We start from the raw sequence: 11,980 nt of genomic DNA, 5'->3' as shown, positions 1-11,980 counted from the left end.
GCGCCGGCCGGGGAGTGCTCGTCCAGGTGCCCCGGCGCGGCTACGTGCCCAGCCTCGCGTGCGGCAAGTGCCGGGCGCCCGCGCGATGCCGGCGATGCAACGGACCTCTCGCGCTGCCGTCCGCGGCCGGCCCGGACGGGGCGGGGACCCCCGCGTGCCGATGGTGCGGCGTCGCCGATGCCGCACACCGCTGCCACGCGTGTGGAGCGAAGGCGCTGCGGGCCGTCGTGGTCGGTGCCGGACGGACCGCCGAGGAACTGGGTCGCGCGTTTCCCGGGGTTGCCGTCCGGATGTCGGGGGGCACGGACGTCGTGGACGAGGTGAAGCAGGGTCCCACCCTCGTGGTGTCGACGGTCGGGGCCGAACCGGTGATGCCGGGCGGCTACGGCGCGGCGTTGCTGCTCGACGGCTGGGCGCTGCTGGGCCGTCCCGACCTGCGCGCCGCGGAGGAGACGCTGCGGCGATGGATGACGGCATCGTCACTCGTGCGGCCGTTCGCCGAGGGCGGTCAGGTGGTCGTGGTCGCCGATTCGGGGATTCCGACCGTGCAGGCGCTGGTTCGCTGGGATCCGGTCGGTCACGCCCGTGCGCAGTACGAGGAGCGGGCGGAAGTCGGATTTCCGCCCGCCATCCACCTTGCGGCGATCGACGGCWGTGCGAAGGCGATCGCCGACCTCCTGGACCTCGCCGATCTGCCGGCGAATGCGGAATTGCTCGGCCCGGTCGAGTTGCCTGCCGGGGAGCGGCTGCCGTTCTCCGGCGACGCGCCCGAGCCGGCGGACGTGGAGCGCATGCTGATCCGGGTGCCGCGGGGCGAGGGGAAACCACTGGCCAAAGCGCTCGGAGAGGCGCAGTCGGTGCGCAGTGCGCGCAAGGACTCGCAGCCTGCCCGGGTCCAGATCGACCCCATTCGGATCGGCTAGCTCCACCCCGGGGGTGACAAAAAGGAATGGCAAGGAGGTTATGCACTCCCTGCCACTCTCAACATATAACGCACCGGGGGCCTTGCGGCAAGACCCGGGTCGTGCCGCAGAATCTCCCACCGAAGTCAGGACCAGCGGAAATCAGTATTCGCGGCATACGTGTGGGGGTTTCATGATCGACGTGATCGTTGCAGGCAGCGGACCGACCGGGCTGATGCTGGCCTGCGAGTTGCGGTTGCACGGCGTGCAGGTGCTCGTGGTGGAGAAGGAGGCGGAGCCGACGAGGGTTGTCCGTTCGCTGGGCCTGCACGCGCGCAGCATCGAGGTGATGGACCAGCGCGGTCTGCTGGAGCGGTTCCTCGCGCTCGGTACGCAGTACCCGCTCGGTGGCTTCTTCGCCGGCATCAGAAAGCCGGCACCCGAGCGGCTGGACACCGCACATCCGTACGTTCTCGGCATCCCGCAGACCACCACCGAGCGACTGTTGACCGAGCACGCCACCGAAGTCGGCGTCGAGATACGGCGCGGCTGCGAACTGGTCGGCCTGAATCAGGACGAACACGGGGTGACCGCCCTGCTGGCCGACGGCACCCAGCTGCGCTCGCGCTACCTCGTCGGCTGCGACGGCGGCCGCAGCACGGTGCGGAAGCTGCTCGGCGTCGATTTCCCCGGCGAGCCCAGCAGAGTCGACACACTGCTGGGCGAGGTGGAGCTGACCGCGCCGCAGGAGACGCTGGACGCCGTGGTGGCCGAGGTCCGCAAGACCCAGCTCCGGTTCGGCGCCATGCCGCTCGAGGACGGGGTGTACCGCATCGGCGTCCCCGCCGCAGGGGTGGCCGAGGACCGCACGGTCGCGCCGACCCTGGACGAGTTGAAGCAGCAGTTGCGGGCAACCGCGGGCACCGACTTCGGCGTGCACTCGCCGCGGTGGCTGTCCCGCTTCGGCGACGCCACCCGGCAGGCCGAGCGGTACCGGGTCGGCCGGGTGCTGCTGGCCGGCGACGCGGCGCATATCCACCCGCCGGTCGGCGGTCAGGGGCTCAACCTCGGTATCCAGGATGCGTTCAACCTCGGCTGGAAACTGGCAGCCGAGGTCGGTGGCTGGGCGCCGGAGGGGCTGTTGGACAGCTACCACACCGAACGGCACCCGGTCGCCGCCGACGTGCTGACCAACACCCGCGCCCAGATGGAGCTGATGTCCCTCGATCCGGGGCCCCAGGCGGTGCGCCGGCTGGTGTCGGAACTGATGGATTTCGAGAACGTGAACCGGTACCTGACCGAGAAGATCATCGCGATCGGGGTCCGCTACGACTTCGGCGAGGGGCATGAACTGCTCGGCCGGCGCCTACGGGACGTGGGGCTGAAGCGGGGACGACTCTACGAGCTGATGCACGACGGCCGCGGCTTACTGCTCGACCAGACCGGCCGGCTGTCGGTGACGGGCTGGGCGGACCGGGTCGACCATGTCGTCGACGTCAGCGAGGAACTCGACGTGCCCGCAGCGCTGCTGCGACCGGACGGGCATGTGGCGTGGGTCGGCGACGACCAGCAGGATCTGGTCGGCCGGCTGCGCGAGTGGTTCGGCGCCGCCGCCGACTGAGCGCGAACGCCTCCGGACTCGGCCGGCGCAGCGCCCGCGAGTCCGGGGGCGACCTGACCACCGTCACAGAAAAGGACCTTGCCGAGTGCCGATTGGCGATATATCGTTGATGCATCAGCGATATAGAAGGAGGCTGATGATGGAAAACTTCCATTTCGAACACAGAGGTCCCCGACGGGACCGATTCGCGCGCGAGCGGACGGGACGGCCCGAGGGGCCCCACCGTCACGGACACCGGCGAGGCCGCTTCGGGCCCGAGGGTGATCCCGGGTTCGGCCCGGGAATGCACTTCGGCCGCGGACGCGGACGGGGTGGCAGGGGACGACGCGGCGATGTCCGCTCCGCGATCCTGCTGCTGCTCACCGAGGAGCCGATGCACGGCTACGAGTTGATTCAGCAGATCGTCGAACGCAGCGACGGGGTGTGGAAGCCCAGTCCGGGTTCGATCTACCCCGCGCTGTCACAACTCGAGGACGAGGGTCTGGTACTGATCGAAAAGGTGGCGGGCCGCAAGACCGCACGCCTGACGGACGAGGGCAAGGCATTCGTCGAAGCGAACAAGACCGAACTCGGCACCCCGTGGGACGACGTGCGGGAGAGTGTCGGCAGGCCCGCCGAGGACCTGCGGGGCCTGATCGGGCTGCTGATGGGTGCCGCGGGGCAGGTCGCCGCCGTCGGTGACGACGAACAGGTTCGGCGTGCCGGCGAAATTCTCACCGAGGCGCGTCGCGCGATGTATCGCCTTCTCGCGGAAGACGATCAGAGCGAAGCCGGCAAGGCTGACACCGACTCGTAGGGCGTCGCGGTTCACCGCGGGCCCGCCGCCTCGACGCGACAGCGCGTGCACATTCTGGGAAGGTTCACAGAAATGTCACGGCGAAGTCGGGAGAGATCATGAGATTTCGGGGTGCCGGTGCGGTCGTCGCGGGTGTCGTCCTGCTGATGTCCGGCGCAGTGTCCACCGCCCATGCGGACGACTCCTCACCGCCCCAACCCGTCGTGCCCGCCACGGCCGGGCTTCCCCAGACCGGCCGTAGTGCCGCCGCCGCGTATGCGCACGAGCACCCGGGCAGCGCACCCGCGGGATCGAACGACTTCTCCTGCACACCTTCCCCGGACCACCCCGAGCCGGTGGTGCTCGCACACGGCACCGACGCCAGCGCCTACGCGGACTGGGCCGCCCTGTCGCCGATGCTCGCCGCGGACGGCTACTGCGTGTTCGCGCTCAACTACGGCGGAGCGCCGGGCGCCGATACGTACGGCACCGAGGACATCGTCGCGAGCGCGGAGGAGTTCGGCCGATTCGTCGACCGGGTCCGCGACGCGACCGGCGCCGACAAGGTCGACACGGTCGGGTACTCGCAGGGTGCGAACGTCACGCGGTACTACGTCAACAAGCTCGGCGGCGCCCCGTTCGTCGACCACTGGGTCGGGCTGGCGTCGCCCAGCTACGGGGGAGTGATGTACGGCCTCGTTCCGATCGTCCAGGCGCTTCCCGGCGGACCGGACTTCGCCCGCACGGTGACATCGGTGGCCGTCAGCCAGCAGATGCAGGGCTCGCCGTTCATGAACGCCCTCAACGCGGGCGGTGACACCGTGCCCGGTGTCGCGTACACGACGATCGGGTCTCGGTACGACGAGATGATCCAGCCGTACACGAACATGGCGCTCCACGGCGCCGGGGCCGACAACATCCTGATCCAGGATCGATGCCCCCAGGACGGCACCGGACATTTTCAGGCGCCCTACGATCCGTTCGCGCTCGACCTCGTCCGGGCGGCGCTCGACCCGGACGCGGCTCCGCTGGCTCGTTGCGAGTTCGTCCCGGTCGGTGCGGGTATTCCGCAGGTGATTCTCGACAGCAACAGATAGACCCACACGAATGAGGCGGGGAGCCCGTGCGCTGCACGGCTCCCCGCCTCCGCGTGTGTGCGCTACTCCGCCAGTTTCGTGACCGCCTGCGCCCACAGGAAGTACTTGTTGGTGCCGAGGTCCTTCACGGACTTGATGTCGAATGCGGCCGCGAGGTGTTCGGCGTCGGAATCGCTCACGCCCTGCAGGGCGGCGACGACAGTTCGTCGAGTGTTATGGCCCGGGGTCGACTCCCTAGACTGGTCGGCACATCGTCGATCAAAGGGGAGCTTTCTTCGTGAGTATCGTTTCGGCCCGCGCAGCGGTCCACCGTCCGTCGTGTGGGTCGCCGACGTGCGCATAGTCTTCGCCGGAACCCCCGAGCCCGCTGTACCCTCGCTCGAACGCCTGATCCGTTCGCCGCGCCACGACGTCGTGGCGGTGATCACCCGCCCGGACGCGGTCGCAGGCCGCGGACGCAAGGTGGTCCGTTCACCGATCGGTGAACTCGCCGACTCCCACGGCATCGAGGTGCTGACTCCCGAGCGGCCCTCGGAGCCGGACTTCCTGGCGCGTCTCGCCGACCTCGCACCCGACTGCGCGCCCGTCGTCGCCTACGGGGCGCTGCTGCCGCAGAAGGTCCTCGACATCCCGGCCCACGGCTGGGTGAACCTGCACTTCTCGCTGTTGCCGGCGTGGCGCGGGGCAGCCCCCGTGCAGGCCGCGATCGGTGCGGGCGACGACATGACCGGCGCGAGTGCGTTCCGGCTCGAGGCGGGGATGGACACCGGGCCGGTCTACGGGGTGGTCACCGAGAGGATCCGCGATACCGATACCGCCGGGGATCTGCTGGGGCGCCTGGCCGACAGCGGTGCGGTCCTCCTGGAGTCGGTTCTCGACGGGATCGAGGACGGCGCGATCACCGCGGTCCCGCAGTCGGCCGACGGGGTGTCGCATGCGCCCAAGGTGAGCGTCGAGGCGGCCCGGATCCGTTGGGACAGAACAGCTGCCGTGGTTGACCGGCACGTCCGCTCGGTGACCCCCGCGCCCGGCGCCTGGACCATGATCGGCGATCTGCGCGTCAAGGTCGGTCCGGTCACTCCGACGGAGGAGCGACTGGAGCCGGGGGAGATCTCGGTGACCAAGGCCGGATTCCTGATCGGCACGTCCACGGTGGCGGTGCGGCTCGACCGCATCCAGCCGCAGGGCAAGAAACAGATGGCCGCCCTGGACTGGGCGCGAGGCGCACGACTCGACGCGGAGGTACGGGCACAGTGAGCGAATCCAGAAGGCCTGCACGTCGCGGCCAGTCCGGCTCGGGGGCCCGCAACAACCGTCCCCGACAGGCCCGCCGGCCCGACGCGTCGCAGTCCGGTCTCGACCAGCCGCGGCTCGCCGCGAGGGACGTGCTGCGCGCCGTCCGGGAACGCGACGCCTACGCCAATCTCGTGCTGCCCGGGCTGCTGCGTGAGCGGCGCCTGGACGGACGTGACGCGGCCCTCGCCACGGAATTGGCCTACGGCGCCGCCCGCGCCCGCGGGCTTCTCGACGCCGTGATCGCCGACTGCGCAGGCAGGCCGATCGCCGAGATCGACGGACCGCTCCTCGACGTCCTCCAGCTGGGCGCCTACCAGCTGCTGCGCACCCGCGTCGCCCCGCACGCCGCCGTCGCCACCTCCGTCGATCTCGTGCGCGCGGAGGCCGGTCCGGGGAAGGCGGGCTTCGTCAACGCCGTGCTGCGCCGGGTGTCGGAGCGGTCCGAAGCGGAATGGGTGGAGCGCCTCGCCCCGGCCGACCCGGTGGGGCGGCTGGCGTTCGAGCACGCGCATCCCACGTGGATCGCGCAGGTGTTCGCCGACGCGCTCGGTGCCGACGCCGGCGAACTCGAGGACGTCCTCATCGCCGACGACGCCCGGCCGGAGGTGCATCTCGTCGCCCGCCCGGGGGAGATCTCGTCGGAGGAACTCGCGCTCGCCACCGGCGGCGAGGTGGGGCGCTACTCGCCGTACGCGGTCTATCTGGACGGCGGCGACCCGGGGCTGCTCGACGCCGTCCGTGAGGGGCTCGCAGGAGTGCAGGACGAGGGCAGTCAGCTCGTCGCCCGGGCGCTGTCGCTGGCACCCTTGGACGGTCCGGACGCGGGCCGCTGGCTCGAYCTGTGCGCGGGCCCGGGTGGCAAGGCGGCCCTGCTCGGCGCCCTCGCCGGAATCGAGGGCGGACGCCTCGACGCCGTGGAGCCGGTGGAACACCGCGCGGACCTGATCCGCAAGACGACGAAGGAACTCCCGGTCGACGTGCACGTCGCCGACGGGCGGGATCCCGGGCTGGCGGGCGGGTACGACCGCATCCTGGTCGACGCGCCGTGCACCGGACTGGGTGCGTTGCGCCGACGTCCGGAGGCGCGGTGGCGCCGGCAGCCGTCGGACGTGGCGGGTCTCGCGAAACTGCAGCGCGAACTCCTGGCATCGGCCGTCGAGTTGGTTCGTCCCGGCGGCGTGATCCTCTACGCGACGTGTTCGCCGCACCTGTCCGAGACGGTGGCCGTGGTCGCGGACGCGGTGCGCCGCTACGGGCTCACGGCACTCGACACGCGTGAACTCGTTCCCGGTGTGCCGGGTCTGGGAGACGGTCCGGGCGTCCAGCTCTGGCCGCACCGGCACGGCACCGACGCGATGTTCATGGCCGCGTTGCGCAAGCCGTAGGGCGGGCGTCCCCACTACCTGGACATCTGCCCGACTCTCGGTAGAACCTGTTCCACTTTTCCGTGAAACGTGTTCTAATTCTTCTCGCGACAGAGACGTACGTCACGAAGCGAGTGGAGGACTTCAGATGAATCGGGTAGCGGGGAAGGTCGTTCTGATCACGGGAGCGGCGCGGGGTCAGGGGCGTAGTCATGCAGTGCATCTCGCCGACGAGGGCGCCGACATCATCGCCTTCGACCTCTGCGAGGACATCGCATCCAACGAATACCCGCTGGCGACCGAGGCCGACCTCGCGGAGACGGGACGGCTGGTCGAGAAGGCGGGGCGCCGGGTCGTCACCGCCAAGGTGGACGTGCGTGACCGCGCGGCCCTGCAACGCGAACTCGACGCCGCCGTCGCGACGCTGGGCCGGCTGGACGTCGTGGTCGCCAACGCCGGGATCGCGCCTCTCGGGAACGACGTGCCCGTCGAGGGATTCGTCGATGCGTTCGACGTCGACTTCGTCGGAGTGATCAACACCATCCACTCGGCCCTTCCGCACCTCGACGCCGGCGCCTCGATCATCGCGACGGGATCGGTGGCCGGGCTGGTCCCGCAGACCGGTCTGAACGGCCAGCAGGCCCTGCAGGGGCCTGGCGGCGACGGCTACGGTCTCGCCAAGAAGATGCTGTGGACGTACACCAACTCGCTCGCGCTCACCCTGGGCCCGAAGTCCATCCGCGTCAACGCGATCCATCCCACGAACTGCAACACGGACATGCTGCAGAGTCCGCCGATGTTCCGCACGTTCCGCCCCGACCTGGAGAACCCGACCGCCGAGGACGCGAAGGTCACGTTCCCGTTCATGCAGGCGATGCCCACCCCGTGGGTCGAGCCCGAGGACATCTCGCACGCGGTGGTGTTCCTGTCCTCCGACGAGTCCCGGTTCGTCACCGGTCAGCAGCTCCGGGTCGACGCGGGGGCGGGTCTCAAGCTCGGCGTCTGACGCCGATCCGATGAGGGTCCGGGCCGGTGTGCGGGCGCCGCCCGGGCCCTCGCCTTTCGCGTCAGGTCTGGTCGAACTGCTTACGCAGCTTCGCCGGTGCCTTGATCCGCCAGGCATCCTGCAGCAGTTCGGTCAGCTGCGGAACGTCGACGTTCTCGAGGTCGACGACGATCGAACCGTGACCGTCGTAGTGCGGAGTGGTATAGAACGGCGCGCCCTGGGCCAGCAGGGCCGCCTTCTCGTCGAGGTCGCACATCACCACCAGGCCCCCGTCCGACTTGGCCCGCAACCGGGCGAGCAGCTTGCCCGCCACCTTCAGAGCCGGGGTGCGATACGACGTGCTCTCCTGCACCTCCGGTAGTGACGCACCGATCGCCACGACGTCCGTCCAGGTCGGCATGAGCCCAGTATGGACCGCGGGACCCGGGCACGGCACGCGTACGACTAAACTGCGGCCCGTGGCAACCCCGATGATCGCACCGTCCATTCTGTCTGCCGATTTCGCGCGTCTCGCCGAGGAGGCGGACGCCGTCGCCGGTGCCGACTGGCTGCACGTCGACGTGATGGACGCACATTTCGTGCCCAACCTGACGCTCGGCCTTCCCGTCGTGCAGAGCCTGCTCGCGGCGACGGACATCCCGCTCGACTGCCATCTCATGATCGACGACCCCGGCCGCTGGGCGCCGCCCTACGCGGAGGCGGGCGCGCACAACGTCACCTTCCACGCGGAGGCGACCGACGACCCCCGGTCCGTGGCCCGGGACATCCGCGCCGCCGGCGCCAAGGCCGGTCTCAGCGTCAAGCCCGGCACGCCGATCGAGCCGTACCTCGAGATCCTGAAGGACTTCGACACGCTCCTCGTCATGAGCGTCGAGCCCGGCTTCGGTGGTCAGTCGTTCATCCCCGAGGTGCTGTCGAAGGCGAAGGCCGTCCGCCGGCTCGTCGACTCGGGTGAACTGAGACTGGTCGTGGAGATCGACGGCGGCATCAACGCCGACACCGTCGAGGCCGCTGCCGAGGCGGGCGTCGACTGCTTCGTAGCCGGGTCCGCCGTCTACGGCACGAGCGATCCCGCGGAGGCCGTGCGCGCCCTGCGCGCCAGCGCCGCCAAGGCGTCACCGCACCTGAGCCTGTCGCGGTAACGGCGCTCCGGAACAACGTGAACTCCCACGTGCGGCACGAGAATTCGGCGGCGGACCTCGACGCCGCGATGCAGATCGCCATCGGCGCCGCCGAGTCGGCGCGCGGATTCACCAGCCCCAATCCGGCGGTCGGCGCGGTGGTCCTCGACGCCGCGGGACGCATCGCCGGTGTCGGGATGACGCAGCCTCCCGGCGGTCCCCACGCAGAGGTCGTCGCACTGCGGGAGGCGGGGGACGCCGCCCGCGGCGGCACCGCCGTCGTCACGCTGGAACCGTGCAACCACCACGGCCGGACCGGGCCGTGTTCGCAGGCGCTCCTCGATGCCGGTGTGGTCGCGGTGCACTACGCGGTGGGTGATCCGAACCCCGAGGCCGCGGGCGGTGCGGAAACCCTCGTCTCGGCGGGTGTCGACGTGACGTCCGGGCTGCGGGCCCAGGACGTCGAACGCGGCCCGCTCCGCGCCTGGCTGCACCGGCAGCGCACCGGACGGCCGCACGTGACCTGGAAGTACGCGGCCACACTGGACGGGCGCAGCGCCGCCGCCGACGGCACCAGCCAGTGGATCACTGGTCCCGAGGCGAGGGAACGCGTCCACGCCGACCGGTCGAAACTGGACGCGATCGTGGTCGGCACCGGGACGGTGCTCGCCGACGACCCGCGGCTGACCGCCCGGATGCCCGACGGATCGCTCGCGGCGCACCAGCCGGTGCGCGTCGTCGTCGGACTCGGCGACATCCCGGCCGACGCCCGGGTCCTCGACGACTCCGCGCCCACCCTGCTGCTGCGCACGCACGACGTGGACGAGGTCCTCGCCGCACTCGCCGAGTACACCGATGTGCTGCTCGAGGGCGGGCCCCGGCTGGCGGGCGCATTCCTCGCCGCGGGCCGCGTCGACCGCATCCAGGCGTACCTCGCCCCGCTGGTCCTCGGCGCCGGCCCGTCCGCGGTCGCGGAGGCGGGAGTGCACACGATCGACGGCGCGCTTCGGTTCCGTCACGAGTCGGTCGAAACAATCGGCCCCGATCTGTTGTTGAGTCTGGTTCCAGCAGTGTCCGAAAACCCTGACAGCCCCCAAACGTAGGAGAAGCCACAGTGTTCACCGGGATCGTCGAAGAGTTGGGTGAGGTCGTCGCCAAGGAGGAACTGGCCGACGCCGCACGGTTCACCGTCCGTGGTCCGGTCGTGACTTCCGACGCGTCACACGGGGATTCGATCGCGGTGAACGGTGTGTGCCTGACCGTCGTCGAGGTGTTGGCCGACGGCTCCTTCACGGCCGACGTCATGCAGGAGACGCTGAACCGGTCGAGCCTGCAGAAGATCGACGTGGGCAGCCGCGTCAACCTCGAGCGGGCCGCCGCCCTGAACAGCCGCCTCGGCGGCCACCTCGTCCAGGGCCACGTGGACGGCACCGGGCACATCATCAGCCGCAGCCCTTCCGAGAACTGGGAGGTCGTGCGCATCGCGCTGCCCGACGCCATCTCCCGGTACGTCGTGGAGAAGGGCTCGATCACGGTCGACGGTGTGTCGCTTACGGTCTCGGCTCTCGGCGGGGAACGCGGCGACGAGTACTTCGAGATCTCGCTCATCCCGACCACGCTGCAACTGACCACGCTCGGGGCGGCGTCCGTCGGGACGCCCGTCAACCTCGAGGTCGACGTGATCGCGAAGTACGTGGAGCGGCTGCAAGCGGCCGGCCGCTGAGTCGTACTGTTGAGGAGCATCCCACGGATGCATCCGTTGTATTCGAAGATGCCTAAGTCAAGACTTTGGAGACCGAGCACGTGACCAGGTTCGACAGTATCGAGCGCGCCGTTGCGGACATCGCCGCAGGCAAGGCAGTCGTCGTCGTCGACGACGAGGACCGCGAGAACGAGGGAGACCTCATCTTCGCCGCGGAGAAGGCCACCCCCGAGTTGGTTGCCTTCATGGTTCGATACACGTCCGGGTATCTCTGTGTGCCGCTCGACGGCGCCGATTGCGACCGCCTCGGCCTGCCGCCGATGTACGCCACCAACCAGGACAAGCACGGCACCGCGTACACCGTGACCGTCGACGCCCGGGAGGGCATCGGCACCGGCATCTCCGCGTCCGACCGCGCCGCCACCATGCGGTTGCTGGCCGACCCGTCCAGCGGCGCCCAGGACTTCACCCGGCCCGGCCACGTGGTGCCGCTGCGCGCCAAGGAGGGCGGCGTGCTGCGCCGTCCCGGCCACACCGAGGCCGCCGTCGACCTCGCCCGGATGGCCGACCTGCGGCCTGCGGGTGTGATCTGCGAGATCGTCAGCCAGAAGGACGAGGGCCACATGGCCCAGACCGACGAGCTTAGGGTCTTCGCCGACGACCACAACCTCGCCCTGATCTCGATCGCCGACCTCATCGCGTGGCGCCGCAAGCACGAGAAGCACGTGGAGCGGGTCGCCTCCGCGCGCATCCCCACCCGGCACGGCGAGTTCACGGCCGTCGGCTACCGGAGCATCTACGACGACGTCGAGCACGTGGCGCTGGTCCGCGGCGACCTGCCCGGCCCGGACGGCGACGGCAGCGACGTGCTCGTGCGCGTGCACTCCGAATGCCTCACCGGCGACGTGTTCGGTTCGCTGCGCTGCGACTGCGGTCCCCAGCTCGACGCCGCCCTCGACATGGTCGCGCAGGAGGGGCGCGGTGTGGTCCTGTACATGCGCGGGCACGAGGGCCGGGGCATCGGGCTCATGCACAAGCTGCAGGCCTACCAGCTGCAGGACGCGGGTTCGGACACCGTCGACGCCAACCTCGAGCT

Annotated in this window: 12 protein-coding genes and 1 pseudogene; 11 read left to right on the top strand and 2 right to left on the bottom strand. The window is 70.2% G+C overall.

What is annotated here, in order from left to right; genetic code table 11:
- The 4 genes and pseudogenes from AC1D1G_RS32785 to AC1D1G_RS32770 all read left to right on the top strand — a co-directional run.
- Positions 1–923 (top strand): annotated as a pseudogene (locus tag AC1D1G_RS32785) (primosome assembly protein PriA); the annotation flags it as partial.
- Positions 924–1,095: 172 nt separating this feature from the next.
- Positions 1,096–2,523, top strand: a complete 1,428-nt coding sequence (gene rox, locus AC1D1G_RS32780; protein ID WP_477955351.1) for a rifampin monooxygenase — start codon at positions 1,096–1,098, stop codon at positions 2,521–2,523.
- Between the two features lie 139 nt (positions 2,524–2,662).
- On the top strand, positions 2,663–3,319 hold the full coding sequence (locus AC1D1G_RS32775) for a PadR family transcriptional regulator (protein WP_105421831.1): 657 nt from the start codon (positions 2,663–2,665) through the stop codon (positions 3,317–3,319).
- A 98-nt stretch (positions 3,320–3,417) separates the two neighbouring features.
- Positions 3,418–4,395 (top strand): esterase/lipase family protein, encoded by a 978-nt coding sequence (locus AC1D1G_RS32770; RefSeq protein WP_280782166.1) that lies wholly within the window; start codon positions 3,418–3,420, stop codon positions 4,393–4,395.
- 62 nt (positions 4,396–4,457) lie between these two features.
- On the opposite strand, the gene AC1D1G_RS32765 is transcribed toward AC1D1G_RS32770, so the two are convergent.
- A complete protein-coding gene (locus tag AC1D1G_RS32765; protein WP_375154205.1) occupies positions 4,458–4,697 on the bottom strand; it encodes a hypothetical protein in 240 nt (79 codons plus the stop codon).
- A gap of 31 nt (positions 4,698–4,728) precedes the next feature.
- Here AC1D1G_RS32765 and fmt point away from each other — a divergent pair, with 31 nt between their 5' ends.
- From fmt to AC1D1G_RS32750, 3 genes are all read left to right on the top strand, one after another.
- The gene (gene fmt, locus AC1D1G_RS32760) at positions 4,729–5,652 is read left to right on the top strand and encodes a methionyl-tRNA formyltransferase (RefSeq protein ID WP_280782165.1); all 924 of its coding nucleotides are present in this window, start codon (positions 4,729–4,731) and stop codon (positions 5,650–5,652) included.
- Positions 5,649–7,076, top strand: a complete 1,428-nt coding sequence (locus tag AC1D1G_RS32755) for an RsmB/NOP family class I SAM-dependent RNA methyltransferase (RefSeq protein ID WP_477955348.1) — start codon at positions 5,649–5,651, stop codon at positions 7,074–7,076. The genes fmt and AC1D1G_RS32755 overlap by 4 nt, the downstream gene beginning before the upstream one ends.
- A 127-nt stretch (positions 7,077–7,203) precedes the next feature.
- Positions 7,204–8,061: a mycofactocin-coupled SDR family oxidoreductase gene (locus AC1D1G_RS32750; RefSeq protein WP_016880326.1), complete on the top strand. Its 858-nt coding sequence runs from the start codon at positions 7,204–7,206 to the stop codon at positions 8,059–8,061.
- Positions 8,062–8,122: 61 nt separating this feature from the next.
- Here the strand turns inward: AC1D1G_RS32750 and AC1D1G_RS32745 are convergent, their stop codons facing one another.
- Entirely contained in the window at positions 8,123–8,461 is a 339-nt protein-coding gene (locus tag AC1D1G_RS32745; protein WP_477955346.1) for an MmcQ/YjbR family DNA-binding protein, read from the bottom strand.
- Between the two features lie 58 nt (positions 8,462–8,519).
- Between AC1D1G_RS32745 and rpe the strand changes: the two genes are divergently transcribed.
- The 4 genes from rpe to AC1D1G_RS32725 all read left to right on the top strand — a co-directional run.
- Positions 8,520–9,203 (top strand): ribulose-phosphate 3-epimerase, encoded by a 684-nt coding sequence (gene rpe, locus AC1D1G_RS32740; RefSeq protein WP_005241758.1) that lies wholly within the window; start codon positions 8,520–8,522, stop codon positions 9,201–9,203.
- Between the two features lie 29 nt (positions 9,204–9,232).
- Positions 9,233–10,285: a bifunctional diaminohydroxyphosphoribosylaminopyrimidine deaminase/5-amino-6-(5-phosphoribosylamino)uracil reductase RibD gene (ribD, locus tag AC1D1G_RS32735; protein ID WP_477955353.1), complete on the top strand. Its 1,053-nt coding sequence runs from the start codon at positions 9,233–9,235 to the stop codon at positions 10,283–10,285.
- 11 nt (positions 10,286–10,296) lie between these two features.
- Positions 10,297–10,905, top strand: coding sequence for a riboflavin synthase (locus AC1D1G_RS32730; RefSeq protein ID WP_105418502.1), 609 nt, complete (start codon positions 10,297–10,299; stop codon positions 10,903–10,905).
- Positions 10,906–10,985: 80 nt separating this feature from the next.
- The coding region (locus tag AC1D1G_RS32725) for a bifunctional 3,4-dihydroxy-2-butanone-4-phosphate synthase/GTP cyclohydrolase II (protein WP_477955343.1) at positions 10,986–11,980 on the top strand (995 nt) is incomplete at its 3' end.

It is taken from the genome of Rhodococcus sp. P3_B8 (genome assembly GCF_056402775.1).
This window is presented reverse-complemented; position numbering and strand designations above follow the sequence as displayed.

What these genes read in the sequence shown, in the direction of transcription:
- AC1D1G_RS32770 (WP_280782166.1), top strand. Translation starts at nt 3,418, where the DNA reads ATGAGATTTCGGGGTGCCGGTGCGGTCGTCGCGGGTGTCGTCCTGCTG.
- AC1D1G_RS32745 (WP_477955346.1), bottom strand. Translation starts at nt 8,461, where the DNA reads ATGCCGACCTGGACGGACGTCGTGGCGATCGGTGCGTCACTACCGGAG.
- AC1D1G_RS32750 (WP_016880326.1), top strand. Translation starts at nt 7,204, where the DNA reads ATGAATCGGGTAGCGGGGAAGGTCGTTCTGATCACGGGAGCGGCGCGG.
- rox (WP_477955351.1), top strand. Translation starts at nt 1,096, where the DNA reads ATGATCGACGTGATCGTTGCAGGCAGCGGACCGACCGGGCTGATGCTG.
- AC1D1G_RS32775 (WP_105421831.1), top strand. Translation starts at nt 2,663, where the DNA reads ATGGAAAACTTCCATTTCGAACACAGAGGTCCCCGACGGGACCGATTC.